Annotated in this window: 23 protein-coding genes; 15 read left to right on the forward strand and 8 right to left on the reverse strand. The window is 45.0% G+C overall.

What is annotated here, in order from left to right; genetic code table 11:
• Positions 1-10: 10 nt before the first annotated feature.
• Entirely contained in the window at positions 11-1,447 is a 1,437-nt protein-coding gene (locus HGH90_RS19530; protein WP_168764925.1) for a sensor histidine kinase, read from the reverse strand.
• Between the two features lie 193 nt (positions 1,448-1,640).
• Here HGH90_RS19530 and HGH90_RS19535 point away from each other — a divergent pair, with 193 nt between their 5' ends.
• Both HGH90_RS19535 and HGH90_RS19540 read left to right on the forward strand, forming a co-directional pair.
• Positions 1,641-2,426 carry a GLPGLI family protein gene (locus HGH90_RS19535; protein ID WP_168764926.1) on the forward strand — a complete coding sequence of 262 codons (786 nt, stop codon included), beginning with the start codon at positions 1,641-1,643 and terminating at the stop codon, positions 2,424-2,426.
• 40 nt (positions 2,427-2,466) lie between these two features.
• Entirely contained in the window at positions 2,467-5,355 is a 2,889-nt protein-coding gene (locus HGH90_RS19540; RefSeq protein WP_169191741.1) for a TonB-dependent receptor, read from the forward strand.
• 83 nt (positions 5,356-5,438) lie between these two features.
• Here HGH90_RS19540 and HGH90_RS19545 read toward each other — a convergent pair whose 3' ends face one another.
• Positions 5,439-5,729, reverse strand: coding sequence for a hypothetical protein (locus HGH90_RS19545; protein ID WP_168764928.1), 291 nt, complete (start codon positions 5,727-5,729; stop codon positions 5,439-5,441).
• A 212-nt stretch (positions 5,730-5,941) separates the two neighbouring features.
• On the opposite strand from HGH90_RS19545, the gene HGH90_RS19550 reads away from it, so the two are divergent.
• Both HGH90_RS19550 and HGH90_RS19555 read left to right on the forward strand, forming a co-directional pair.
• Entirely contained in the window at positions 5,942-6,835 is an 894-nt protein-coding gene (locus HGH90_RS19550; protein ID WP_168764929.1) for a hydroxypyruvate isomerase family protein, read from the forward strand.
• Between the two features lie 118 nt (positions 6,836-6,953).
• Positions 6,954-8,408 carry an amino acid permease gene (locus HGH90_RS19555; protein ID WP_169191742.1) on the forward strand — a complete coding sequence of 485 codons (1,455 nt, stop codon included), beginning with the start codon at positions 6,954-6,956 and terminating at the stop codon, positions 8,406-8,408.
• Here the strand turns inward: HGH90_RS19555 and HGH90_RS19560 are convergent.
• From HGH90_RS19560 to mqnC, 3 genes are all read right to left on the reverse strand, one after another.
• Positions 8,405-8,947, reverse strand: coding sequence for a GNAT family N-acetyltransferase (locus HGH90_RS19560; protein WP_168764931.1), 543 nt, complete (start codon positions 8,945-8,947; stop codon positions 8,405-8,407). The two genes, HGH90_RS19555 and HGH90_RS19560, sit on opposite strands and share 4 nt — an antisense overlap.
• Before the next feature lie 141 nt (positions 8,948-9,088).
• Positions 9,089-9,691, reverse strand: coding sequence for a hypothetical protein (locus tag HGH90_RS19565; protein WP_168764932.1), 603 nt, complete (start codon positions 9,689-9,691; stop codon positions 9,089-9,091).
• A 212-nt stretch (positions 9,692-9,903) separates the two neighbouring features.
• Complete coding sequence (mqnC, locus tag HGH90_RS19570) at positions 9,904-11,028, reverse strand: cyclic dehypoxanthinyl futalosine synthase (RefSeq protein ID WP_168764933.1); 1,125 nt, start codon at positions 11,026-11,028, stop codon at positions 9,904-9,906.
• Positions 11,029-11,162: 134 nt separating this feature from the next.
• Between mqnC and HGH90_RS19575 the strand changes: the two genes are divergently transcribed.
• The 7 genes from HGH90_RS19575 to HGH90_RS19605 all read left to right on the forward strand — a co-directional run bounded on the left by HGH90_RS19575 (position 11,163) and on the right by HGH90_RS19605 (position 17,786).
• On the forward strand, positions 11,163-12,392 hold the full coding sequence (locus HGH90_RS19575; protein WP_168764934.1) for an aspartyl protease family protein: 1,230 nt from the start codon (positions 11,163-11,165) through the stop codon (positions 12,390-12,392).
• A 13-nt stretch (positions 12,393-12,405) separates the two neighbouring features.
• Positions 12,406-13,320 (forward strand): aspartyl protease family protein, encoded by a 915-nt coding sequence (locus tag HGH90_RS19580; RefSeq protein WP_168764935.1) that lies wholly within the window; start codon positions 12,406-12,408, stop codon positions 13,318-13,320.
• Between the two features lie 88 nt (positions 13,321-13,408).
• Positions 13,409-14,647 (forward strand): M16 family metallopeptidase, encoded by a 1,239-nt coding sequence (locus HGH90_RS19585; protein WP_168764936.1) that lies wholly within the window; start codon positions 13,409-13,411, stop codon positions 14,645-14,647.
• A gap of 43 nt (positions 14,648-14,690) precedes the next feature.
• A complete protein-coding gene (locus HGH90_RS19590) occupies positions 14,691-15,971 on the forward strand; it encodes a M16 family metallopeptidase (protein WP_168764937.1) in 1,281 nt (426 codons plus the stop codon).
• A gap of 150 nt (positions 15,972-16,121) precedes the next feature.
• A complete protein-coding gene (locus HGH90_RS19595) occupies positions 16,122-16,928 on the forward strand; it encodes a class I SAM-dependent methyltransferase (RefSeq protein WP_169191743.1) in 807 nt (268 codons plus the stop codon).
• A gap of 1 nt (position 16,929) precedes the next feature.
• Positions 16,930-17,331, forward strand: coding sequence for a lysozyme inhibitor LprI family protein (locus tag HGH90_RS19600; RefSeq protein ID WP_169191744.1), 402 nt, complete (start codon positions 16,930-16,932; stop codon positions 17,329-17,331).
• A 53-nt stretch (positions 17,332-17,384) separates the two neighbouring features.
• Entirely contained in the window at positions 17,385-17,786 is a 402-nt protein-coding gene (locus HGH90_RS19605; RefSeq protein ID WP_169191745.1) for a lysozyme inhibitor LprI family protein, read from the forward strand.
• A 114-nt stretch (positions 17,787-17,900) separates the two neighbouring features.
• Here the strand turns inward: HGH90_RS19605 and HGH90_RS19610 are convergent, their stop codons facing one another.
• The gene (locus HGH90_RS19610) at positions 17,901-19,040 is read right to left on the reverse strand and encodes a formimidoylglutamase (RefSeq protein ID WP_169191746.1); all 1,140 of its coding nucleotides are present in this window, start codon (positions 19,038-19,040) and stop codon (positions 17,901-17,903) included.
• Positions 19,041-19,148: 108 nt separating this feature from the next.
• Positions 19,149-19,397, reverse strand: coding sequence for a hypothetical protein (locus HGH90_RS19615; protein ID WP_089764628.1), 249 nt, complete (start codon positions 19,395-19,397; stop codon positions 19,149-19,151).
• Positions 19,398-19,761: 364 nt separating this feature from the next.
• Here HGH90_RS19615 and HGH90_RS19620 point away from each other — a divergent pair, with 364 nt between their 5' ends.
• Positions 19,762-20,856, forward strand: coding sequence for a glycosyltransferase (locus tag HGH90_RS19620; RefSeq protein WP_169191747.1), 1,095 nt, complete (start codon positions 19,762-19,764; stop codon positions 20,854-20,856).
• 50 nt (positions 20,857-20,906) lie between these two features.
• On the opposite strand, the gene HGH90_RS19625 is transcribed toward HGH90_RS19620, so the two are convergent.
• Positions 20,907-21,236 (reverse strand): arsenate reductase family protein, encoded by a 330-nt coding sequence (locus HGH90_RS19625; protein WP_168764943.1) that lies wholly within the window; start codon positions 21,234-21,236, stop codon positions 20,907-20,909.
• 97 nt (positions 21,237-21,333) lie between these two features.
• Between HGH90_RS19625 and polA the strand changes: the two genes are divergently transcribed.
• The 3 genes from polA to HGH90_RS19640 all read left to right on the forward strand — a co-directional run bounded on the left by polA (position 21,334) and on the right by HGH90_RS19640 (position 26,074).
• Positions 21,334-24,153 (forward strand): DNA polymerase I, encoded by a 2,820-nt coding sequence (gene polA / locus HGH90_RS19630; RefSeq protein WP_169191748.1) that lies wholly within the window; start codon positions 21,334-21,336, stop codon positions 24,151-24,153.
• Between the two features lie 126 nt (positions 24,154-24,279).
• Entirely contained in the window at positions 24,280-24,804 is a 525-nt protein-coding gene (locus HGH90_RS19635; protein ID WP_145662110.1) for a GNAT family N-acetyltransferase, read from the forward strand.
• A gap of 124 nt (positions 24,805-24,928) precedes the next feature.
• Entirely contained in the window at positions 24,929-26,074 is a 1,146-nt protein-coding gene (locus tag HGH90_RS19640) for an aminopeptidase C (RefSeq protein ID WP_168764945.1), read from the forward strand.
• Positions 26,075-26,219 lie beyond the last annotated feature (145 nt).

Consider the following 26,219-nt stretch of genomic DNA (forward strand, 5'->3'; position numbering starts at 1 on the left):
CTATTTAATACTATGCAGATGGAATAATAATCGTAAACTCACTGCCTTTCTCCGGCTCGCTCTGCACATGGATGCTGCCTCCATGCATTTCCACTATTTTTTGCACATAGCTCAACCCTAAGCCAAATCCTTTTACATTATGCAAGTTGCCGGTAGGCACCCTGAAAAATTTATCAAAGATACTACCCTGGTATACTTTAGGAATGCCGATACCATTGTCTTTTACCCGGATCTTCAGGATACCGTTTTCCAGGCTGGTCTGAATATATAGCTGTACATGTTCTCCGGAGTACTTGATGGCATTATCTACCAGGTTATTGATAGCATTAGCCAGATGCGTCTTGTCTACATACACCAGCTTTCCGGCCAGGTTGTTGTCATAGCGTAGCTGCAGCTGCTTACCCGCTTTCAGCTGATGATTCGATAAGATATTATCTATGACTTCATTCAGGTCGGTTTCTTCCAGGAAAAGTTCTATATCCTCCTTCTCTTCCGCGGCAATATGCAACACTTTCTCTACCAGGTCTGACAAGCGTTGCAGCTCATTTTTAGAAATGTCGAGATACGTTTGGGTTTTACGCTGATCATTTAAAGCATTGAAGTTAAGCATGGCCTCAACTGCCGCTGATACTGTAGCAATCGGGGTTTTCAGCTCATGCGTCATGTTGTTGATAAAATCACTCTTTACCTCGGATAACTTCTTTTGTTTGAGGATGGTTCTCAGCATATAGGTAAAACAGAGTGTGGTCAGCACCAGCAGCACCACGGAGGAGAGCAGGGTCCAGATCATCTTCTGTAATATAAACTGCAGGGGAGAGTCGAATGTAGCCTGAACAAACAGGTTGCTGGCAGGATTAAAAGGGATTTTTGCCGTTTGCCTTGGCTCCCGGCGCCGGATACTGTCTCTGAAAGTTTCCCGGCCCAGCCCGGTAAAACTGTAATGGAAGGTATCCAGCTTGTAGGGAGTTGCAATTTGCCGGTTGGCCAGCTCCACCCGGAATACTGAATCCAGCTTCTTCATGTTCGTACTATCGTCATGTAAGTTGCTGGTAATGAGGATCTCAGAAATTTGCCGGGCCAGGGTATCGGCATATACCCGCACATTAGAGTCGCCATGGAAGGCTTCAGGGGGAGGGGGCGGACCCGGATAAAATGCATGGCCTTTAAACCGCTTGCCCCTGGGCATACCTATTTCCTCCAATTGCTCGGCTACCCCCCGCATCGGCGAATTCAAGGAGTCTTTATCCTTGCCAAAATACCGGATATAGCGGCGCACGTCAGAAAACTGCTTATTAAACACCGCCATTCTCAGCGATTCATTGATCTCTTTATTGAACTGCTCTTCCCTTAGTTTGTAAGAGTTATACAACCAGTATCCCTGGAACAGAAATATGCCCAGTATACAAACAGACATAAGGATGAGGATATTTCTGATTCTTTGTCGCATGAAAAATTTTAAGCTCCTTACAAAACTATCCAATCGCGGTCTAATACCCGCCAACTCCTTAACAGTAATTAACAGTAAATAAGGAAGATTAACGCTTGCCCTTCGACCTTAACAGTAAATAACAGTAAATAAAGCTTTTTAACCCAAAAAATGAAAGCGAACGACCACATTTGTACAACAAAAACAACCAGGTATGAACCAAACTATCCGTTTATTCTTTGCAGCTACGCTGCTATCTGCCGCCAGCCCCGTATTGGCACAGCAATCAGGCACGATTGAATACGAAGTAACCGCAAAAACTGACCCCGAACGCATGCGTGGCTTCCAGCGCGGCGGCGAGGATGGCAACGAGGCACCACAAATCCCAGATGTCATTACCTTTAAACAAACCTTTACTTTTAACAACAACCTCGGTAAACTCACCACCGAAAGGCCCGACTTTGGCGGCGCAGGCAGACGACGGCCGGAAGGAGATACCAGCTCCCGCAATTTCCGCAGACCAGGCATGGGCGGGGGTATGGGCTTCCGGGGTAATAATGCCCAATACATAGACCTGGCGAACAAAAAATATGACCAGGTATTTACCACCTTCGGAGATGATAAGAAAACATATTATACCGAAGAAGATTTTATCTATACCGCTAATAACAAATCCACCGACAAAACAAAAAAGATCGCCGGCTATACCTGTAAAAAGGCTACCATCCAGCTAAAAGACGATACCTACACCGTTTGGTATACCACTGAATTGCCATTTGCATTCTCTCCAATAAACGGGTTACTGCCCGATAGTAACGCAGTTGTTCTATCTGCCGAAGGCAGCAGACGGGCATTTACAGCCAAAAACATTAGCCTGAAACCCATTACAGACACCGACCTGGGCGTGCCGGCCAGTGCTGAAAAAGTAAGCCAGGAACAGATGAGAGACATCAGGAGACAAGAGATGGAGAAATTACGTAAGCGGCAACCACAATTGTAAATTTTCATCCTAACTTACCCCTGTCCTGTTAATATCATTTATGAAAAAACTTCTACAACTCTTGTTGATACTGAGTTTGGGCATTCTTCATGCCCATGCTCAGTCGCAACAAGGAAAGATTAAAGGCCAACTAACTGATTCTACTTCCAGGGAAGCCATGCCCGCCGCAACCGTTGTACTGTTAAATGCAAAAGACTCCAGTGTTGCTAGTACTTCGATGACAGATACCAAAGGAAACTTTGAAATCACCAATATCTCCAATGGCGCATACCGCCTGTACGTAAGCTTCCTGGGCTATAAGCCTGTTAATAAATTCATACAGATCAATACCGACCATCAACAACTTACGCTGGGAAATATACCCATGGTACGCAAAGGCGTAAACCTGAATACCGTAGAAATAGTAGACGAGAAGCCGCCTATTGTAGTAAAAAAAGATACACTCGAATTTAATGCCGACGCCTTCAAAACCCGCGAAAATGCTGTGGTGGAAGACTTGTTTAAAAAGCTGCCCGGCGTTACAGTAGACAAAGACGGCGCCATCACTGCCCAGGGCGAAACCGTTACCAAAGTGCTGGTAGATGGTAAACCGTTCTTCGGCAGCGATCCCAAACTAGCGACAAAGAACCTGCCCGCTAATATCATCGACAAAGTACAGCTGATCGATAAAAAGTCTGATCAGGCACAGTTTACCGGCATCGATGACGGACAAACCGAGAAAACAATCAACATCACTATTAAAAAAGATAAGAAGAAAGGCATGTTTGGCCGTGCCACCGCAGGCTACGGTACCGATGACCGCTTCGGTGTTTCCCTCAGCTTAAACCGCTTCCGGGAAAATCAACAGCTGTCACTATTAGGCGGCGGCAACAACGTTAACAACATGGGATATACCCAGCAAGACCAGATGAGCTTCAGTTCTGCCGGTGGCGGAGGAGGCCGTGGAGGGGGCCGCGGAGGCGGAGGTATGCGTATGATGGTACAAGGCCTGGGCGGCAGCAGCAACAATGCCGGTATTACCCGCAACTGGAACACCGGACTTAACTTCAACCAGGATTTTGGCAAAAACCTGGTCGTAAATGGCAGCTATTTCTTTAATGATACCAAACTGAACGTAGAACAGAAAACAGCCAGGCAAACATTTACCGTCGATTCCTTGAAAAACCCTAATACCAATTACGATAACAACAACTCTTCCTCGCTCACAGACAATAGCAATAACCGCTTCTCTGCCCGCGTGGAATACACCATCGACAGCCTGCATTCCCTGATCTTTTCGCCTACTTATTCGCTTACTAACGGGAATAGCTACAGCGTTACACAAAACGTATCGCTACTCAACAATTTAAACGATACCATCAACAAGGGAATTACCTATAACGACGGACAAGGAAATAACCAGAATATAGGCGGGTCGCTGCTTTTCCGTAAAAAATTTAAAAAGACAGGCCGTACACTCAGCGCCAATTTCAACTATAGCAACAGCAATAATCAACAACAGAATTTCAATAAATCGAGCATCACCTATTTCAACCCGGATAGCGTAGTAACATTTAATCAGCGTAATGATATCAATACCGATAGCTGGAATGAAGGTGTAAACGTTACCTATACAGAGCCGGTTGGAAAAGACCGTTACGTAGAAGCCAATTACGGTATCACTAAATACAACAGCAAGAGTACAAAATATACATACGATTATGATGAAGGTAAGGGCGACTATAATATCATGAATGACTCGCTCAGCAACGCTTTCACCAACAATACAGTGAATCAGCAGGCTGGCTTGTCGCTCCGCACCAACAAACTAAAATATGACTATTCATTTGGGCTAAACGTATTGTTTAACGACCTTGATAATATGACGCACTCCTTCCGCACCGGTAAGGATAGCCTGATCAGGCAGCATACCGTCAACTTCGCTCCTCAGGCGTCTTTCAACTATATGTTTGCAAAAAACAAACGGTTACGAATCAACTATAATGGCAGCACCCAGCAACCTTCAGTTCAGCAGCTGGCGCCGGTACCAGACAACAGTAACCCGTTGTATGTACAATTGGGAAATCCTGATCTGAAGCCTACTTTCAACAACTCCCTCAACGTTAATTATAACCAGTTTAACAATATTACTTTCCGGGGTATGTTTGCTTCCCTGAGCGGATCATATGCGGTAAACAGGATCATCAACGCTACTACACTGGATCCTAAAACAGGGAAACAGACCGTAAAGCCAATTAACGTCAACGGCTATTTTAACATCAGGGGAATGGTGCATAATTCTATCCCCTTGTCGAAAACGCCCGGACAGAACCTGAACACCGGAACTACCGTGAGTTACAGCCGCGACGTAATTGCCAGCAATAACGTGATCAGCTATACCAACACACTGCAGTTGTCGCAGTCGGCCAACGTAAACTATATGTATAAGGAATTATTCGATGTATCGCTGGGTGGTAGTGTAAACTATAACGCTACCAGCTATACGCAGAAAACTGCATCCACGCTGAGCGATACCCGCTACCTGGATTATAATATCAATACCGACTTCAACATCAACCTGCCGCTGGGCTTTATGATAGGCACCGATGTTACCTGTACCATGAGCCGTGGCCGCCAGGCAGGATATAACCTTACTTCTACCATGTGGAACGCCAATGTATCGAAGTATGTATTCCCTAAAAAGCAGGGGATGATTAAAGTGCAGGGATTTGATTTACTGAGACAATATATCAGCGTATCGCGTTCCGTTTCCGACAACTATATCCAGGATACTCAAAGCAATGTGCTGCAGCAATATTTCATGATCAGCTTCACCTACTTCCTGAATAAGTTTGGTGGCAATAACGGTAAAATGGGGGATAGAGGTCCCCGTATGATGAATTTCCCGGGTGGACGGGGCGGCGGATTCCGCCAGAGAGGCGGCTTCTAAGCAATCCCCCACCAAGAGCGAAGGGCTTTCACCTTGTGGCGGTAGCCGCAAAATGAAAGCCCTTAGTTATTTTAGTGAATCATCTATTGCGTTGAAACGGTAGTTCTCCTTCCGGCCATCACCCGCTTCAATACCCACGCAATGGTAAATGTGGGGATAAAGTCGGTTCCCGGAAATAGTTCCTCGATAAAGTTAAAAACACTACCAAAAGTAGCAAGGGGAGAACCGCCAAACATACGGTAAAAAATAATAGCAGAAATAGGAGCCCAGATAAAATCACTGGCCTCACCCAACACCGGGACCGCGTAACTGGCACATCCTATTAAATCCAGCAATATGCAGACCCACAAACTTGGAGTATACTTTTTTTGCATTTTCAACCTCCGCTTTTCTCTATTTTAAACAAATTACTTACCAATTTTGAATACTATCTGTAAGTTATCATATTTACGTGGGAGAACAGCCGTTGGTTCTACGCAAAAAGCAAAATGCGTATTTTTCCCTTTCCACCCCAAAAGATAACAGGGGCTTGCAAATAAGCATTATTTCGACTACATTGATGGCTCTTTAAAAGCAAACCATTTTTATGCACCAGGAAAACTCACGCCGCGATATGATCAAAAAAGTTGCCTCCATGGCCTTAGCATCCACCGCGTTATCATCCCTGTCCAACAGGGTATCTGCCCATGAGCAGGCAGTTGATTACAAGTTGAAAGGTAAAATCAACCACTCGGTATGCGCCTGGTGTTACAATATTCCACTGGACGACCTGTGCAAGGCCGCGAAAAAAATCGGTATCCCCTCTATTGACCTGGTAGACCCGAAAGATTTCAGCATTCTGAAGAAAAATGACATGATTACCGCCATGGTGGCGAGTAACGGACCTGAATGGGGTATCACGAAAGGGTTTAACAATCCTGCCCACCACGACAAATTGGAAGAATACTTCAAACACTATATCGATGAAACCGCTAAAGCTGGCTTCACCAATTTGATTTGCTTCTCCGGTAACCGTAATGGAATGAGTGATGAACAAGGCCTTGAAAACTGTACAAAAGGACTGCAACGGGTCATCGGCTATGCCGAAAAGAAAAAAGTGACCCTGGTAATGGAGCTGCTCAATAGTAAAGTAAACCACCCTGATTACCAATGCGACCATACTGCTTGGGGCGTAGCGCTTTGTAAATCAGTGGGTTCTGCAAACTTCAAGTTACTCTACGACATCTATCATATGCAGATCATGGAAGGAGATGTTATCCGCAATATCCGCGACCACCACGAATATATTGCCCACTACCATACCGGGGGAGTTCCAGGCCGCCATGAAATCGACGAAACCCAGGAACTATACTACCCTGCCATCATGAAAGCAATCTATGACACGGGTTTTAAAGGTCACGTAGCACAGGAGTTTATCCCTGCACATAAAGACCAGATTGCCTCTCTTTCACAGGCTATTGAAATCTGCGATATCGCATAAGTATATGAGAATAACGGCTTTTGGATGCGGAATTAACACGCCGGCATCCAAAAGCCGTAAATTCATAAATAATATCCTACTTTTGCGCACTAGTCCACTAAAATAGTAGGATAATATAATGAAGCAATACTACAAGAAACCTCTGTCCTGGCTGCTCGACGAATCGGCCAGTGAAAACACACATACCCTGAAGCGTTCGCTGAATGGGTTTCAGCTTTTAATGCTGGGGCTGGGCGTAATCATTGGCGCCGGGTTATTTTCCCTTACCGGGCCAGCAGCCGGCAACAACGCAGGCCCGGCAGTTACCCTTTCCTTTATTGTGGCGGGCGTTGGCTGTGCCTTTGCAGGCCTCTGTTATGCCGAATTTGCCTCTATGATACCCGTAGCCGGTAGTGCATATACTTACGCCTATACTACTATGGGAGAGCAACTAGCCTGGATTATAGGCTGGGACCTGGTGCTGGAATTTTCCGTAGGAGCGGCTACAGTGGCTATCAGCTGGTCGAACTACCTCGTGGAATTTCTGTCGCGCTACCAGATCTATCTTCCGGCGCAACTGGTACATTCACCCTTTGAAACCGTTACCCTGGCCAATGGCGTCACTACGCACGGCTATTTTAATCTGCCGGCGGCATTGGTCGTAATACTGATGTCGTTGATACTAATGCGAGGCAGCAAGGGCTCCGCCCTGTGGAATGCAGTGGTAGTATCGCTGAAGGTTGGTGTGGTACTCGTTTTCATTATCCTTGGCTGGAAATACATACAGCCAGCAAACCTCACTCCCTATATTCCTAAAAATACCGGCACTTTCGGTGAATTTGGCGTGTCAGGCATCCTGAGAGGGGCCGGGGTGATTTTCTTTGTGTACCTGGGCTTTGATATTGTAAGTACGGCCGCACAGGAAACCAAAAATCCAAGACGCAATATGCCTATTGGTATCCTGGGATCGCTGGCGGTATGTACGGTGCTATTCATTCTTTTTGCGCATGTGCTTACTGGCCTGGCCCCTTATCAGGCGTTTAAAAACAGCGCTGCGCCGGTGGCTATCGCTATTGCGCATACGCCGTATAAATGGCTGGGTCAGATGATTATATTAGCAATTATCGTGGGGTATACCTCCGTTATCCTGGTGGATTTATGGGGCCAGTCGCGGGTATTCTACTCCATGTCTAAAGATGGATTGCTACCGAAAATATTTTCTGAGGTACATCCCCGTTACCGCACGCCCTGGAAATCGAATATTCTCTTCTGTATTTTCGTGAGCTTATTCGCAGCCCTGGTACCTATCAGGGTAGTAGGGGAGATGACCAGCATCGGGACTTTACTGGCTTTTGTAATTGTATGCGGTGGCGTATGGATGATGCGGCATTCTATGCCCGATGCGCCGCGCGCTTTCAAAACGCCGTGGGTACCTTTCGTTCCCATCATGGGAATCCTTACCTGTGCGGTGATGATGGCCTTCTTACCATGGGATACATGGCTCCGGCTCATCATCTGGATGGCCATAGGCATGGTTATTTACCAGTTTTACGGGAAGAAGCACAGTAAGGTGCGACAAAGTACAAAAAGCTAATATTTCCAGTCCTGGCGCAGAATTCCCATCACCACCATATCTACATATTGTCCGTGGAGTTTGGCGCTATGACGCAAAATACCTTCTTTGGCAAATCCCAGCTTGATTGGGATTTGCCCGCTTTTTTCATTTTGCAGTACAAAGCGGATTTCTATTTTATTCAGGTGCAGTTTCTTGAACGCGAAAGATATAAGCCCTTTACAGGCGGCCGTGGCAATACCTTTGCCCTGGAAGGACTCCCCGATCCAATAACCTATTTCAGCTTTTTGTAGCTGATGATCCCAGCCATGCAAGTCAATTACACCACAAAGCTGCTGCTGATACCATATGCCTAGCGCCACCGCCTCTTGCTCTTCCGCCTTACGCAGCATTAATTGTATAAAACGCAGAGAGTGTTCTTCATTGGTATTATAGTCCACCCAGGGCAAAAATTTCCTTAGGCTTTTCCGGGATACATCCAGCTGCTTATACACCAGGGAAGCATCTTGTACCTGCAGTTGCCGCAGATACATGTTTTCATTGATCGTGACTTCGAACATAGCTGGATTTATAAAGGGCGTTAAACATACATCGATTTCACGTAAAATCCAACCAGCATTTAGTTATAGACGATAAAAAAAATGCAGCAGGCAGGGAACTCCTGCTTGCTGCATCTCTCAGAGGCTATATAAATAGCCCTGTTATTGTTTCGCCAATAACTGCTGTTTGGCCATATCCTTTACTACACGTTGTGCATACAAAATGGCCATCCTTTCTGTTGTTGGTGGATCAAAAGACTGTGATTGCACGGAGTATAACAATTGTCCGCTTTTCAGATCATACAAGTTACCTTCCCACTGGTATTTCATATTGTAGGTAAAATATCCCGGGGCGTACATCCTCGAATACCACATGGAGTAATAAGGCCAAAACCCATAATAACCATATGGGGAGTAGTTGGGAACAAAAGTCCTTTCTCTGCCTTTATCCAGCATTACAATAGTCATGACCTGGTTTACGTCACTTCCCTGCAATTGCTGAACTACCTGCTTTTCGGTCATTTTTCCCATTTCCTGTGGACCATAAGTCTGTAAGGCAGATACCGCGTTATATCCTTTCCTTCTCAGTTCAGATACCGTATAATTTTCCATCTGGCTACGGAGTGTACGATCTTTTTGAGGTACCAATGCCATCACCATAATTTTGTTATCCTTTTGCAGCTGCGGAGCATTATTGGAACGCCAGGAAGACGTTACTTTGGTGCTTGAGCAGGCTGCCATGGTCATGATTGCTAATCCTGCCATGATAAGACCCAGCTTTTTCATATTCCCTCCTTTAGTTTGATTAAAATTCTACCTGTTAGACGTAGAAAGCAGCCATTTGTAACACCCACATGGAAGTTTTAACAATTCTTTTTGAAAGCGGAAAGCAGAAAGCAAAAAGCTATCGTAGCGGATGATCTATGCGGATAGTTATCCGCTATAATCACTCGCTACGATAGCTTTTTGCTTTCCGCTTAATAATTAATTACCTGCTCTTCAATCGATGCCGGAAGTTCCCTGAACTGGTAAAGCTGTGTACGCAGTTGCGGTTCGAAACCAGCCTCACGGATGGCCTCCTGCATGGATAAATAGGTGAACCGGTGTGGCGCACCTGCAGCGCTTACCACGTTTTCCTCAATCATAATCGAACCAAAGTCGTTGGCGCCGGCATGCAAACAGAGCTGTGCTACCTGCTTACCTACGGTTAACCAGGATGCCTGGATGTTCTTAATATTCGGCAACATAATACGGCTGAGGGCAATCATACGGATGTATTCTTCCGCCGTAGTCATATTATGCACTCCGCGGATCTTAGCCAGTAAGGTGTCTACATCCTGGAATGTCCAAGGGATAAATGCGGTGAAACCATAGTGGCCTTCCGGCTTTTCACTCTGTACCTGACGGATATCCACCAGGTGCTCAAAGCGCTCCATTACGGTTTCTACGTGACCAAACATCATAGTAGCAGAGGAGGCAATGTTCAGTTTATGTGCAGCCCGCATTACGTCCAGCCATTCCTGTGCCCCACATTTCCCTTTGGAAATCAACCGGCGTACCCGGTCATTCAGTATTTCTGCGCCAGCCCCGGGTAAGCTGTCCATACCAGCTTCTTTCAAAGCACGCAATACTTCAATATGTGTACTTTTTTCCAGCTTGGTGATGTGTGCTACTTCGGGGGGCCCGAGTGTATGGAGTTTCAGCTCCGGATATAATTGTTTTAACTCTTTGAAGAGGTTCACATAAAAAGCCAGTCCCAGCTCAGGGTGGTGCCCCCCCTGCAACAGCAGCTGGTCGCCGCCGTACTTCAACGTTTCTTCAATCTTCTTTTTGTACTCTTCAATAGGTGTAATATAGGCCTCTTTGTGGCCAGGAATGCGGTAAAAATTGCAAAACTTACAGTTGGCCGTACATACATTGGTGGTATTTACGTTCCTGTCTATCTGCCAGGTTACCTTTCCATGAGGTACCTGCTGTTTCCGTAACTCGTTGGCTATTTCCATCAACTCTGCCAGCGGTGCATTTTCAAAGAGGTAAACTCCTTCTGCAGCTGTCAGAAACTCGAAATGCTGCGCCTTTTTGTATAAATCCTGAAGTTCCATGTGCTATATTTCTAACCGGGAAAAACTTCGACAAAGGTAGTGTTTAGGCAGTTAACCGCTTGTATTAAAAATATTTTATACAAACACTTTTTAATGTTAAATTTAGCATCATACACATTCCTGCAGTCCCCAGTATGCTTAAACCAATTCTGTTACACGTTGTGTTATTACTGGCAATAATTGCCGGAGCAACCAATGTCCAGGCCCGAAACACCTCTTTTGTCACCGATAGCACCCCCGACGCCGCACTGATCACCCGTTTTCATTTTAAGCAATACTACGGCGGGGTAGTGGTTGTACAAGCCCTGCTCGATGACCACCCCGATACCCTCCAGTTTATCCTCGACACTGGTAGCGCAGGCATTTCACTCGACACCGCTACCTGCCTGAGAATGGGCATCAAAATGGAGCCGTCGGACCGGATCATTAAGGGGTTAGGAAGTTCCAAACCCGTGTCTTTTGCCAGGCATCATTCGCTGGTATTACCTGGATTAAAAGTAGACAGCCTCGATTTTCATATCAACGATTATGAACTTATCAGCCAGGTATATGGGATCCAGGTAGACGGGATTATGGGATATAGCCTCTTAAACCGGTATATCGTTACGGTAGACTATGATACCGAAGAAATTATTATCTACTCCAAAGGAAAATTCAATTACCCGAGAGGAGGGCAGTTATTACGGCCCTCTCTTACACAAATTCCACTGATATCGGCCCCCCTGAGAAACGATGTCAGAACGGTCAACAACCGCTATTATTTTGATACCGGCGCGGGTATGTGCTTGCTGTTATCACAACAATTCGTAAATGATAGCAGCCTGCTGGAAAAGAGAAGACGCCGTGGCAGAAAAATTATACAAACCGAGGCGCAGGGGCTGGGAGGCAAAATGAGCATGTCGCTGACTACCATCAACGAATTCCGGATTGGCAACTATACCTTCAAGAATGTACCCACGTACATCTTCGACGATCAAAGTAACGTTACCGCCTATCCGTTCCTGGGAGGCATGATCGGCAACGACCTGCTACGCCGCTTTAACATTACCCTCAACTATGCGAAGAAAGAAATTTATATGGTGCCCAATTCACACTTCCGGGATATGTTCGACTACTCCTATACCGGCCTGGTTATTTACCTGATCAATGGCCGGGTAGAAGTTACCGATATTATCAAGGGGTCGCCGGCAGAAAAAGCCGGCTTTAAAAAAGGCGATATTATCTTGGCCATCAACAATAACCTGGGGCCTAACCTCCAGTTATTTCGCGATATATTAAAAAACATTGGCACTCGTGCTGTCTGCCTGATTAACCGGGATAATGAGCTGATGCTCAAAAAATTGCCAATAAAAAGTATTCTTTGACGTTATTTGTGTCATGTGGCGTTTTTTATGGATAGTAACCGTATTTTCCTGTTGTTCGCTGCTGCCGGCCTATGCACAGCGTAAAAGCCAGGCTGCAACAACGGATGACAACAGGAACCCGGTAGCAGTGATCCCTTTTCAACTGGTGGATAAACATGTGATCATTCCTGTACTGCTGTCGGGCAGTACTGATACCCTTCGTTTTATATTCGACAGTGGGGCGGAAGTAACCATCCTGCATATGCCCACCGCTGAAAAATTACACCTTAAACATAGCGGAGAAGCCTATATGACAGGCACCAACAACGCCATGGTTAAAACAGCCGTTACTACCATCAATGCCCTCTATCTCCAGGAACAACGCCTCCCTTACCTGAAGGTTTACCTGGAAAATCTCACCGATGTGGGGCGGGTAGACGGTATCATTGGTGTAGCCCTCATGAAGTCATTTATCGTAAAACTGGATTATCAACACCAACAATTACTCCTCTACAGACCTGGCAAAACGCCCATAGGTAATACCGGTAGGTTGCTGCATTTTCAGCTCAACTTTACTACTCCCATTATCGATGCCTCCATACAACTACCCAATGGTACCCGCCTCGCCGGCCATTACCACATCACTACTGGCGGCGATTACGGTATTCTTTTTAACTGGCCTTATGTAGATAAGAACAAGCTCAATACTTTACCCACTACCAATACCGACCGGGTGCAGGACATGGTTAAAGTGCTGTATTATATCAACAGCACCATACCCTTACTGGAAGTAGGAGGGCACAGCATAAAAAATGTACCCATCAGCTATAGCAAAGATATCGACGACCTTGGCGTATTTACAGAAGTAGCTGGCTCCATTGGCTACGATGTCTGGAAGGATTTTACGCTCACTATCAACTACGATAAAAAAGAGCTGTACCTGGAATAATACCCGGCAGGAAAAACCAGAAAGCAGGAGAAAACGCGGAATGCTTCGCGTAATTCCCTATTTTTACCATATTGACTAATAAAAAGATATGATTCATTATAATAAATTTACGCTGGCAAACGGACTGAGAGTAGTTGTTCATGAAGATCACACCACGCCCATGGCGGTGGTAAATGTTTTGTACGATGTAGGCGCAAGGGATGAAAACCCAGAGCAAACCGGCTTTGCTCACCTCTTTGAACACCTGATGTTTGGTGGCTCTATCAATATTCCGACGTATGATGAGCCCCTGCAAATGGCCGGAGGAGAAAACAATGCTTACACAACCAGCGATCTGACGAACTATTACATACAGCTTCCTGCTGAAAATATTGAAACCGCCTTCTGGCTGGAAAGCGACCGAATGCTGTCGCTGGCTTTTGATGAAAAAAGCCTGGATGTACAACGTAAGGTAGTATCTGAAGAGTTCAAGGAACATTACATCAACAAGCCCTATGGCGATGTATGGCATAAAATGCGCGAACTATCCTACAGCACCCATCCTTATCGCTGGATGACCATAGGCAAGGAATTATCTCACATAGAAAATGCAAAACTGGAAGATGTAAAAGCATTTTTCTTCAAATACTACCGGCCGGTAAACGCGATCCTTTCTGTAGCCGGCAACATTACTACAGACCAGGTTAAAGCCCTGGCGGAAAAGTGGTTCGGCGATATTCCTTCGGGGGAAAAATACCAGCGCCAACTACCAGTAGAGCCACCACAAACAGCCGCTCATAAACTGGAAGTAAAAGCCAATGTACCGCTCGATGCGCTGTACAAATGCTACCACATGTACGCCCGAACTGACAAGCGCTATTATGCTGCTGACCTGATTTCCGATGTACTGGGTGGTGGTAGCTCCTCTCGCCTGCACCAGGTACTGGTGAAAGAAAAGAAACTATTCAGCAATATCGACTGTTATCACTTTGGCAGCCTCGATGCTGGCTTACTCACGATAGAAGGTAAACTGGTAAAGGGCGTAAAAATGAAAGATGCTGAAAAAGGCATACAGCTGGAATTGGAAAAAATTCAGCAGGAAGCGATCTCTGAAAGAGAGCTGCAAAAAGTAAAAAACCGCGTGGAAAGCTTACTGGCATTCGAAGACATGAGTTTATTAAATCGTGCTAACAACCTGGCATTTTATGAACTGCTAGGCGACGCCGCCCTCATGAACCGCGAATTTGAAAATTACGAAGCAGTAACGACCTCCGAATTACATGAAGAAGCAAAATTGCTTTTTGATGAAAAGAATTCGAATACCATTTATTATTACGCAGCAAGCTAACCCTATGGCTTGTTTACAGCCATCACCGTTTAAATAAGATACGATGAACAGAACTATTTCCCCTCCCATTAAAGATGCAGTGGAATTTGATATAAAGCTGAAACCATATGAACTGTTTACACTGGACAATGGCATTCCGGTGTATACAATGAAGTCGGATGAGCAGGAAACCTTACAGCTGGAACTTGTATTTCCGGCAGGAAGCTGGTATGAGACAGAAAGCCTGGAAGCCGCTGCCACTAACTTCCTGATGAGAAATGGTACCAGTAAACATACCGCACAGGAGATCAATGAAAATATAGACTATCATGGCGCCTACCTTAACCGGAATGCTTACCATGAAAATGCGACTTATACGCTGCACTGTCTCTCTAAACATACGGAAGTGCTGCTGCCTATGTTGCAGGAAGTGATCCTTGATCCCATTTTCCCTGAAGAGGAGCTGAGTCTGTATAAACAAAATCAAAAGCAAAAGCTGGCTGTAAACCTGCTGAAATGCGATTTTGTAGCCAACCGCTTTATTGACAAATATCTCTTTGGCGACTTTCACCCTTATGGTCGCGTAAGCACCATGATGGCCTACGATGCCTTACAGGCAGAGGGACTCAAAGCCTTTTACAAGAAGCATTACACCTACAACAACTGCAAAATATTTGTGGCTGGTAACATGCCCGCCAATATCATCACGTTGTTGAATAAGTATTTTGGCAGCACGCCATGGAATGGCGAAAGCAACCTGGTAAAGCTCGACATGCCGATCCAGGCCGCTGAAGAGAAAAAATTCCGGATCTTCAATGACGAAAATGGCGTACAGGGCGCTATCCGCATAGCCAGGCATTTTCCTAACCGCTACCATCCTGATTTTCCGAAGATGCTGGTGTTAAACACCATCTTCGGTGGATATTTTGGCTCCCGTTTGATGAGTAATATCCGGGAAGAAAAAGGATATACCTATGGTATCTTCTCCCAGCTATACAACTTCCGTCAAACCAGTGCGCTGAATATACAAACAGAGGCAGGCCGCGATGTATGTGAGGCTACTATAGAAGAAGTATATAAAGAACTCACGAACCTCCAGAATGAGCCGGTTCCCAAGGAAGAACTGGACCTCGTTCGAAACTATATGATCGGTTCCATCCTGGGCGACCTCGATGGTGCTTTTCAATTAATACAACGCTGGAAAAATTTGATTTTAAATGATTTAGATGAGAATTATTTTTATAATAATATACAAGTCATTAAAACAATCAGTGCAGAAGAATTACAACAACTGGCTAAGCAATACTTTACGCCCGGTGACTTTTATGAGCTGGTCGTGATTTAAAAAAATAAGTTCTTTAGAAAAGAAAAAAGTTTCCATTAATGGAAACTTTTTTCTTTTCTAAAGAACTTATCCTCAATGTTCTATATTTAAATACCCTTCGGCGTACAACTGAAAAATGAAGAAATATCTTTTCATCTAAATAGTAGCATCATGGAACCCAAAAACGACTATTTAACCGCCAATAAAGTACTCTGGAATAAACGGACAGACATACACGTTAACTCAGCATTTTACGATGTTCCGGGCTTCCTGGCCGGTAATAACCCGCTCAAGGAAATAGAATTATCCCTGTTAGGCGATGTGGCTAACACCACCCTGCTCCATCTCCAGTGTCATTTCGGACAAGACACCTTATCTCTGGCCAGGATGGGAGCCCGGGTGACCGGCGTAGACCTCTCAGATACCGCTATTGCACAGGCCAATGCCCTGGCAGCACAAATACAGCTGACCAGCCAGGCCAGCTTCGTTTGTTGTGATGTATATAGCGCCCCGGCGCATATCAATGACCGCTTTGATACGGTATTTACCTCTTACGGTACCATTGGCTGGCTCCCGGACCTGGATAAATGGGCCGCCGTAATCGAGCATTTTCTAAAACCCGGCGGGCACTTCGTGATGGCCGATTTTCACCCGGTAGTATGGATGTTTGATGATTACTTTAAAACTGTTTTCTATTCTTATTTCAATACCGAAGCCCTGGTGGAAGAAACCTCTGGCACTTACACAGATCGCAACAGTAACATCAAAAGCACCTCTTATTCCTGGAACCATCCGCTAAGTGATATTATTATGGCACTAACGGCGCAAGGATTGCAGTTACAGGTATTCCGGGAATTTGATTATTCTCCTTATAATTGCTTTAATAATACAATAGAAAAAAACGGCCGGTTTTATATTCAGGGAATGGAAGGAAAGCTACCAATGGTATATGCATTCAAATTCTTTAAACCTTTATAGCATGAAATCTATTTTTATTTTTCTTTTGCTGATAATCAGCAGCGCTGCTGCTTTTGCACAATCCCAGGGAGAGATGAACAAACAGGCAGGGCAGGAATATAAAGACGCCGACAAAAAACTAAATGAAATCTATCAGCTGATCATCAAAGACTATGCTGCCAATAAGACATTCATTCAAAACCTGAAAGAAGCACAGCGTATCTGGATCCAGTTCCGCGACGCACAGGTGAAAGCCATGTATCCTGCTGCCGCTAAAACCTATGGCAGCGTGTTCCCCATGTGCAAGGCCAACTACCTGACAGAGCTTACCCATCAACGTACTGAGGCACTGCGGGTGTGGCTCAACGGCCTCCCACAAGGCGATGTTTGTAGCGGCTCCATAGGAGATAAACAGGATCATTAATATTATTATAAATTTTAATATTGTTTCGTATATTTGTTGCTCACAGTGAGCCTATGCGAAACCTTATCCTCATTTTACCGCTATTCCTGTGCACCAGCGCCTATTCCCAAACATCCAAAGCGGCGCTGGATACATTGGAAATTCATTACCAGCAATGCCTGAGTAACAGCCACCAGATGTATAATTGCGCCGTGATTTATTACAAACAGCTGGACAGCCTGTTGCACAACACCCTGCAACATTTATATTCCAGCCTTAATCCTGGCAGGCAACAACAGCTGCAAGCCGAACAATCGGCTTGGGAAGAAAAAAAAGAAGAGTATTTCAAGAAAATAGACGAACGGGTGGAAAAGATGCATAAACGCACCATGGAAGGACTGGATGACGATATGATATCGACGGATAATAAAGCTTCTTTTATCAAACAACGACTGACCACACTACTTAATATTTAGCTTAAGAGGCTAAAGCGGAAAGCATAAAGCTATTGTGAAGACGATCTTCGCGAATATTTATAAATCGCTTTGGTTAGTCTTCACAATAGCTTTATGCTTTCCGCTTTATGCTTCTTACAGCCTTTCCTGGTGGCGTAGCCACCGCTCCGGCATTTCATTATTACTAGCCATGAGATAGTCGTTATAAGCGCAGGGAACAAATTCCCGGTCGGGCAATTGCATCCACCAGCGGCCTGTTTTCTTACTTTTCAGGAAAACAGTTTCTATATCGGAGAAGGCTATATGAAATTCCCAGAATGCATCACGGTCTTCCAGTAGGGCTTCACGATTCCTTACAGCCCGGCCATCCATAAAATACCACATCATTTGTGAAATTTGCCGGGCGGTCAGCTGCTCTTTATCTTTTTCGGGGCGATATCCATAAATACCAAAGGAGGAGAGGCGGCTGCTCATCCCGGCGTATCTCGCCAGGGAACAGGCTTCTTCTCCACTAAAACCATTGGGAGAGAGCTGATTGGCTGGAGCGTCTGTATGCCGGATGATATTGATATCCAGGCTAAACAGATCAGAGTGCCGCAGAACAGGTTCTGCCTCTTCCATGTTTTCGCGGATACGTCCTAACCGGAAACAATCGAAACGCAGCTTATCCAGCGTTTCTAACATGCGCGGATGTACGAAATAACTTTGGAACCCGATATGATTATAATGCCGGAGATAATTAGGTTGTTCTGTCAGGATATCCATTAAAAAGCGTTCGCTGCGTACAGACGACTCTTCTTTCAGATCTATCAGGGCATCGGCTACGGTAGCTTCAATAATTAATTGCTGTGAAGCGTAGGCTTTATATTGCGGATAGGTGAGATCGTGAGATCCTCCCAGAATGATAACGGTTTTGTTGATGGCCAATAATTCTGCTATCACAGTCTTCATGGCAGCATAGGCATCTGCGAGAAAAGCGCCTGACTGAAGATTGCCGATATCAGCCAGCTTAATATCACGATGCCAGTTGTAGAGGCGGAAAAATTCGCGGCGTACAGCGTCTGGCCCATTGGTGCTAGTTTTGCCGGATGCACTCCCTCTTTCTTCTCCCACACCCAGCAAAATAATATCGGCCAACTCTATATCCGGTTGATGGTGCTCTTCGTACACGTCGATCACACCCCCTACCTGGAATGGGTCATACTCCTGATCATCGTTTAATACAGCTTTGGAAACAGGACGCAAAAAATCCTGCAGGTGCGAAAAATCTGCCATCACTTAATTGGATTTAGTTGATGGCAAACGTACAAAAAAAAGCAAAAACCAGGCAGAAAGGCAGCGGGTCAAAATTACTATAACGGGAATCTTGTAGAGGTAATGCTACTAGTTCTTGTGAATAATAAATTCGAATGGCTTATGCGACTTGCGTGAAATTGCTTTTTCCAGCACCGATCGTTTGCTGGTAATCCGACTCTTGTTACAATCCATCACTTCCATAACTGCACAGAGATAATCCATCGTTTCAATCAGCGAAAGCATTTCACTGATTTGTCTAACTGCAGACTGGATCTGCTGCTCCGTGTACCTATCTTCATGTAGCAAGATTAATAAATCTCTATCTACAGGTTTCATGAATAAAAAATTTGACTGTTCCCCGAAATATTGTTTGGCCAGGTATCAAAGGATAGTTCAAAAAGATAAGGTAAAAATTGTTTGCTGTCAATCGTAGTTAAAGTCGTCTTTAGTTGTCAAACAGATCGTTATTAGTGCATTCTTTTCTTATTCATGGTAGGACAACCGCAATCGTTTTTCTTAAAAACTTTACAACCTTCCATCACTAAACATCCACAAAGAAAAAAGACTACAATCCATTTTATACTTTTCATACTGCAGTTTAATATACTTGGCTATGATTAAAACCTATCTTAAGTGTTTACCTTTTCTTAACAATGCTCTTTTGTAATTTAAGCTAAATTCGTAAAAAATATTAAAATATTTGTCCACAATTCGTTCCTCACGTAAAATTCTTGTAGTTCCGCTGGACTGGGGCCTTGGACATGCCACCCGGGATATTCCCCTCATCCATGAAATGCAAAACGCAGGTTGTCAGGTTTTTATTGCAGCAGAAGGCAAACACGCTGCTTTGTTGCAACAGGAATTCCCACAGGTAACCATTTTTCCGCTGCCGGGATACCGTATCCAGTACGCACAAAAAGGGCAGTTTTTCGGGCTGAAAATTATTCAGCAAATCCCTAAAATTTACCGGGCTGTAAAGCATGAACAACGCTGGCTAAAGAAGATAGTAGCTGATTATCAAATAAATGCAGTGATTTCCGACAACCGGTTCGGCCTGTATCATAAAGATATTCCTACTGTTTTTATTACACATCAGCTACTCATCAAAACACCTTTCGGCGGATGGATAGAGCGAACCCTGCAGAAAATAAATTATCGTTTCATTAACAAATACAGCGCCTGTTGGGTACCCGATTTTTCCGGTAATAATAACCTTTCCGGCGAATTGGCCCACCCGGGTAAATTACCCGGTCACATCAACTATATAGGCTGCCTGAGCAGGTTTGTACCTAAGCCTGGTGTAACAAAAAAATATGATCTGCTGGTATTGATCTCCGGACCCGAACCACAAAGATCCAACCTGGAGAAACTGATAGTAGATCAGATCAAATCATTGTCAGTTACCGCCCTCATTGTAAGCGGCAAACCCGGCAGCCCCCAGCATGAAACAATCGCTCCCGGCATAACCCAGGTTAACCACCTGAACGCCAGTGAACTAAACGATGCTATGCTGGCCTCCGATATGGTACTAAGCCGCTCCGGCTACACAACCCTGATGGATCTGGCCAAACTGAATAAAAAAGCCATCCTCATTCCCACTCCCGGGCAATCAGAACAGGTATACCTGGGCGAATACCTGATGGAAAAAGGATACTTTTATTCTCTTCCGCAGGAAGAATTTAACTTAAAAACAGCGCTGGAAGAGGCTTCCCGCTTTCCTTTCCGGTCATTTCACCACGACCAGGACATGGAACAGTACAAACAGGTGGTGCAGCATTTTGTACAGTCCATCTAAACGGCTAAATGAACTTGTAATAAGCCAGGGATGCCTTGCGTCCCTGGTATTTAAATATTCTTAACGTCTGACCCGGTATAGATCTTCTTGCCGACAATAGCAACGGGGCGTTTCAGGAAAGAATACTCCTGTAAGATCAACTCCCTGTAATCTGATTCTGTTAGCTCTTTTTCATGTAATCCCATAGGGCGATATTGTTGGGACCTTCTGCTGAACAGTGATTCATAACTGCCTGATAGCGCATGCATCTCTTCCAGCTGCTCCGGTGTTATTTTTTCTTTTTTGATGTCCTGCAAAATAAATCCCCGTTCTTTTGCATTCGTTTCTGTCAGTATTTTCTTACAAGTACCACAGGTTGACAAATGATAGATTTTATTCATCCTTTTTATTTTTTTCCACCCTAAAGTTACATCCTCACCGTATATCATACTACTATCTTAATTTTGCAGATTCAAATTAAATCTTGTAGGTTTAGCGATGGAAAAGAAATTATTTTTACTGGACGCGATGGCCCTCATTTACAGGGCTTACTACGCCCTGATCAGGAATCCACGCATCACTAGTGCGGGTAGAAACACCAATGCGCAATTTGGGTTTACTACTACTTTGCTGGACCTTATCAATAAAGAAAAGCCCACCCATATGGCTGTTGCGTTTGATACGCACGCCCCCACCGAACGCCACACCACTTATACCGACTATAAAGCCAATCGTGAAGATGCACCGGAAGACCTCCTGGATGCATTACCTGATATCAAGCGTATCATAGAGGGCTTTAATATTCCGGTAGTAGAGCTGGACGGCTACGAAGCCGATGACGTGATAGGTACCCTCGCCTGGCAGGCCGCCGATGCCGGTTATACCGTATACATGGTAACACCGGACAAAGACTATGGCCAGCTGGTAAGAGATAATGTATTTATCTACAAGCCTCCCTATATGGGCAATAAAGAAGAAATTATGGGCCCCAAAGAGGTGTGTGAGAAATGGCAAATCAAAGATGTACACCAGGTGATCGATATCCTGGGCCTCATGGGCGATGCCGTAGATAATATCCCCGGTATTGCCGGCATCGGCGAAAAAACAGCCATGAAACTGCTGGCACAATACCATTCCCTCGAAAACGTACTGGAAAATGCAGATAACATTGGCGGAAAAATGGGAGAGAAGATAAAAGCAGGTCGCGACAATGCCCTGCTCTCCAAAGAACTTGCCACTATTATCACAGATGTTCCGGTTACCTTTCATGAAGAAGATTTCTGCATCAAGGAAAGCGATAAGGCGAAGCTCACCGATATCTTCACAGAGCTGGAATTTAAAACCCTGGGTAAACGAATCCTCGGCGATACTTTTGGTGGTAGCAGCGCTGCCGCAGAAGCCAGACCAAAAGTAGTACAGACAGATCTTTTCGGTACGCCGATCGCGGAAGAAGCCACTGCTCCAACGGAAGAAACTATCGACAGCCCCAACATCCTGCTGGCAGATAAAAATATCAACAACACACCGCATACTTACTACCTCGCCGATACACCGGAAAAAAGAGCCGATTTGTTGCAGCAATTATTGCAACAAAAAGAAGTAGCTTTTGATACCGAAACCACTGGCACGGATGCCAACGAAGTAGACATTGTAGGCATGAGCTTCTCTGTCAAAAAAGGCGAAGGCTGGTATATTCCCATGCCGGCTGACCACAGCGCCGCGCGGGCTATTATCCATGAGTTTACCCCGCTGTTTCATCACAATAGCATTACCCTGGTAGGGCAAAATATCAAGTATGATATGCTAATCCTGAAATGGTACGGCGTGGATGTTACCACCAGCGTATTTGACACCATGCTGGCCCATTACCTGATAGAACCGGAAGGCCGCCGGGGCATGGATGTATTAAGTGCCCAGTACCTGCAATACGAACCGGTTTCCATAGAAACGCTCATTGGAAAAAAAGGGAAAGGACAGGGCAATATGCGCGATGTAGAAATTGAAAAAATCAAGGAATACGCCGCTGAAGATGCCGATATTACCCTCCAGTTGAAAGATAAATTTGCCCCGCTGCTGCCCGAAAAAGCGGTAGACAAAGTATTTTATGAGATAGAAAACCCATTGGTAAAAGTACTCACCGACATGGAGTATGAAGGCATTGCCCTCGATATTAATGCGCTGGCCGACTATTCCAGGGAACTGGAAATAGAAATCAAGCGCGCCGAGGAAAGTGTGTATGAGCAGGCTGGCGTAAGGTTTAAACTGGCATCCCCCAAGCAATTGGGCGAAGTGCTGTTTGAAAAATTACAGCTGGATCCCAAAGCGAAGAAAACACGAACCGGGCAATACGCCACGGGGGAAGATGTGCTGCAAAAGCTTTCCAGCAAACATAAAATCGTAGAAGATATTCTCATTTTCCGCGAACTCAGCAAACTCAAATCTACTTACGTAGATTCGTTACCGTTATTGCTGAATAAACGCACGAACCGGATACATACTTCCTATAACCAGGCGGTAGCGGTAACAGGTCGTTTAAGCTCAAATAATCCGAACCTTCAGAACATTCCCATTCGTACTGACAGAGGCCGGGAAATCCGTAAAGCCTTCATCCCGCGCAATGAGGAATATGTACTGCTGTCGGCCGACTATTCACAGATAGAATTACGTATCATTGCAGCTATTAGTGAAGATACAGAAATGATGGCTGCATTCAGGTCGGGGACCGACATTCACGCAGCTACAGCTGCTAAGGTGTACAATGTTGCCCTGGATGCCGTTACGCCGGAAATGCGCCGTAATGCCAAGAGCGTAAACTTTGGTATCATTTATGGCGTTAGCGCATTTGGGTTATCAGAAAACCTGGGCATCCCGCGTTCAGAGGCCAAAACCCTGATCGACAACTATTTTGCCCAGTATCCATCTATTAAAAAATACATGGAAGACCAGGTAAAGTTTGCACAGGAAAAAGGCTATGTACAAACGCTGCTGGGAAGAAAACGCTGGTTAAAAGACATCAATTCTTCCAACGCCGTAGTACGTGGCTTTGCCGAAAGAAACGCCATCAATATGCCTATCCAGGGCACCGCTGCGGATATGATCAAACTGGCCATGATTGCTATTCATAAGGCATTCAAGGAAAGAAACCTCAAATCACGCATGCTGTTGCAGGTACATGACGAATTGGTATTTGACGCGCATCTTTCAGAACTGGAAATAATTAAACCCCTTATATTAGATCTTATGCGTAATGCCTTGCCATTAGCCGTCCCTGTGGAGGCGGAAATGGGCACTGGCAAGAACTGGCTGGAAGCCCATTAATCAACACTTCCGGCTTATATGATTAGTATTTGGTAAATATAGCATTTACTAAATGCTAATCATATAAGTCTAAAAGCCAGGGAAACTACGCTTGCTTTTCCCAAAACAGTTTACTAGTTTTCAAATATGATCCAAACACCTCGACTACAATTGTTGCCGTGCTCCCTTGAGCATTTTGAATTGCTATTACAGGGCAACGATCATCTGGCCGACCTGCTTGGTATTTCTATTCAGGAAGGATGGACAGAGTATCCCGAAATGGTTCTGGTAGCATACGATAAATTACGGAATGATCCGGCTATGCTGGGTTGGTTCTTCTACCTGGTCATCCACCGCGAAGACAAGCGTCTCATTGGCGCCGGTGGGTTTAAAGGTAAACCCAATGGAGATGGGCTGGTGGAAATGGGCTATGAAATAACCGAAGATTACCGTGAACAGGGGCTGGGCACTGAAATGGCAGAGGCACTGATCCGGTTTGCTTTTGGCCATTCCTATGTCCATCGCGTAATTGCCCATACAGAAGAAGAGTATAATGCCTCGGTAAAAATTCTGCAAAAAGCGGGGATGCGATTTGTAGGCACCATAAAAAATAAAGAAAATGAAGACCTCTGGGAATGGGAAATTACTCGGAGTCAATATGAAGAAAAGTAACCTGTATGCTGTAATTCCTTCTGGTAACCACTGTAGCTGGTTCCGTTCATCCATCTTTTCAAGGGTCAAGTACCTGCTTTCCCTTATTTTTGGTCCTTGTTTTTAAAACTTATCATTATACACCATGAAGAAATGGATCATGTGTGCAACCATGCTGTATAGCATCGGAGCGTTTGCACAAAACAGCACCAACGTAGAGGGCAGCAAATACCAGTTCACCACGTTAAAAAACCTCGATGCAGGAGATGTACAGAACCAGGGGCGCACCGGCACCTGCTGGTCTTTTTCCGGCCTGTCTTTCTTTGAATCTGAGCTATTGCGCTCCGGCAAAAGCAAAGGTCTGAACCTGAGCGAAATGTTTGTAGTGCGCAAAATGTACCCGCTGAAAGCTGCTAATTATGTACGTATGCACGGCAAAGCCAACTTCGGTGAAGGCGGCGGTTTCCCGGATGATCTGTTATGCCTCCGCGAATACGGCCTGGTACCCCAGAGTGTATACGATGGCAACAAAGGAAAAATGTATAACCACGCAGAAATGGAAAGCCTGCTGGAAGGCATGGTAAACAAAATAGGTAACGCACAAGGCACTGTCAACCCCGACTGGTCTAAAGCGTTCGACGGTGTATTGAACGCCTATATGGGCGACGCTCCGGAAAAATTCCAGTATAACGGCAAAACATACACGCCACAGTCTTTCGCTAAAGAACTGGGACTCAACGCCGATGACTATGTACTGATTTCTTCTTTCACCCACCACCCTTACAATTCACAATTCGTGCTGGAAGTACCAGACAACTGGAACTGGGAAAGAGTATATAATGTAAACCTGGCTGACTTTACCAACATCGCGGAAAATGCTGTTATGAACGGCTATTCTATCGCATGGGCTGCTGATGTGAGCGAAAAAGGCTTCAACTTTAAAGAAGGCCTGGCCATCGTTCCTGAAAAAGACTGGGCTGATATGTCTGCCGAAGAGAAGAGAAATGCTTTCCTGGAACCCGGTAAAGAAAAAACAATCACACCGGAACTGCGCCAGCAAGCATTTGACAACTACGAAACACAGGACGATCACGGTATGCACATTGTGGGCCTCGCAAAAGACCAGAACGGCAATAAGTACTTCCGCGTTAAAAATTCCTGGGGTACCGACAATCCTGGTCAGGGCTATTTCTATGCCTCTGTACCTTACTTCGCTTATAAAACCACCTGTTTCATGGTAAACAAAAAAGCATTACCAGCAGATATAGCGAAAAAATTAGGCGTTAAATAATTATAATTTATAAATGGGGGGGCTGACCAAAAAGTAAAATAAGGCTTTTTGGTCGGCCTTTTTTTTAAGTGATAAATTTTCAGCTTTTAGATCTTGATTTGATTGTCGGGATGTTTAAATGTCTAAAAGTGTGATTTTAGGACAG

It is taken from the genome of Chitinophaga sp. Ak27, assembly GCF_012726295.1.
GTDB lineage: Bacteria > Bacteroidota > Bacteroidia > Chitinophagales > Chitinophagaceae > Chitinophaga.

Coding starts and splice junctions, on each gene's coding strand:
- HGH90_RS19530 (WP_168764925.1), bottom strand. CDS start 1,447: ATGCGACAAAGAATCAGAAATATCCTCATCCTTATGTCTGTTTGTATA.
- HGH90_RS19535 (WP_168764926.1), top strand. CDS start 1,641: ATGAACCAAACTATCCGTTTATTCTTTGCAGCTACGCTGCTATCTGCC.
- HGH90_RS19540 (WP_169191741.1), top strand. CDS start 2,467: ATGAAAAAACTTCTACAACTCTTGTTGATACTGAGTTTGGGCATTCTT.
- HGH90_RS19545 (WP_168764928.1), bottom strand. CDS start 5,729: ATGCAAAAAAAGTATACTCCAAGTTTGTGGGTCTGCATATTGCTGGAT.
- HGH90_RS19550 (WP_168764929.1), top strand. CDS start 5,942: ATGCACCAGGAAAACTCACGCCGCGATATGATCAAAAAAGTTGCCTCC.
- HGH90_RS19555 (WP_169191742.1), top strand. CDS start 6,954: ATGAAGCAATACTACAAGAAACCTCTGTCCTGGCTGCTCGACGAATCG.
- HGH90_RS19560 (WP_168764931.1), bottom strand. CDS start 8,947: ATGTTCGAAGTCACGATCAATGAAAACATGTATCTGCGGCAACTGCAG.
- HGH90_RS19565 (WP_168764932.1), bottom strand. CDS start 9,691: ATGGCAGGATTAGCAATCATGACCATGGCAGCCTGCTCAAGCACCAAA.
- mqnC (WP_168764933.1), bottom strand. CDS start 11,028: ATGGAACTTCAGGATTTATACAAAAAGGCGCAGCATTTCGAGTTTCTG.
- HGH90_RS19575 (WP_168764934.1), top strand. CDS start 11,163: ATGCTTAAACCAATTCTGTTACACGTTGTGTTATTACTGGCAATAATT.
- HGH90_RS19580 (WP_168764935.1), top strand. CDS start 12,406: ATGTGGCGTTTTTTATGGATAGTAACCGTATTTTCCTGTTGTTCGCTG.
- HGH90_RS19585 (WP_168764936.1), top strand. CDS start 13,409: ATGATTCATTATAATAAATTTACGCTGGCAAACGGACTGAGAGTAGTT.
- HGH90_RS19590 (WP_168764937.1), top strand. CDS start 14,691: ATGAACAGAACTATTTCCCCTCCCATTAAAGATGCAGTGGAATTTGAT.
- HGH90_RS19595 (WP_169191743.1), top strand. CDS start 16,122: ATGGAACCCAAAAACGACTATTTAACCGCCAATAAAGTACTCTGGAAT.
- HGH90_RS19600 (WP_169191744.1), top strand. CDS start 16,930: ATGAAATCTATTTTTATTTTTCTTTTGCTGATAATCAGCAGCGCTGCT.
- HGH90_RS19605 (WP_169191745.1), top strand. CDS start 17,385: ATGCGAAACCTTATCCTCATTTTACCGCTATTCCTGTGCACCAGCGCC.
- HGH90_RS19610 (WP_169191746.1), bottom strand. CDS start 19,040: ATGGCAGATTTTTCGCACCTGCAGGATTTTTTGCGTCCTGTTTCCAAA.
- HGH90_RS19615 (WP_089764628.1), bottom strand. CDS start 19,397: ATGAAACCTGTAGATAGAGATTTATTAATCTTGCTACATGAAGATAGG.
- HGH90_RS19625 (WP_168764943.1), bottom strand. CDS start 21,236: ATGAATAAAATCTATCATTTGTCAACCTGTGGTACTTGTAAGAAAATA.
- polA (WP_169191748.1), top strand. CDS start 21,334: ATGGAAAAGAAATTATTTTTACTGGACGCGATGGCCCTCATTTACAGG.
- HGH90_RS19635 (WP_145662110.1), top strand. CDS start 24,280: ATGATCCAAACACCTCGACTACAATTGTTGCCGTGCTCCCTTGAGCAT.
- HGH90_RS19640 (WP_168764945.1), top strand. CDS start 24,929: ATGAAGAAATGGATCATGTGTGCAACCATGCTGTATAGCATCGGAGCG.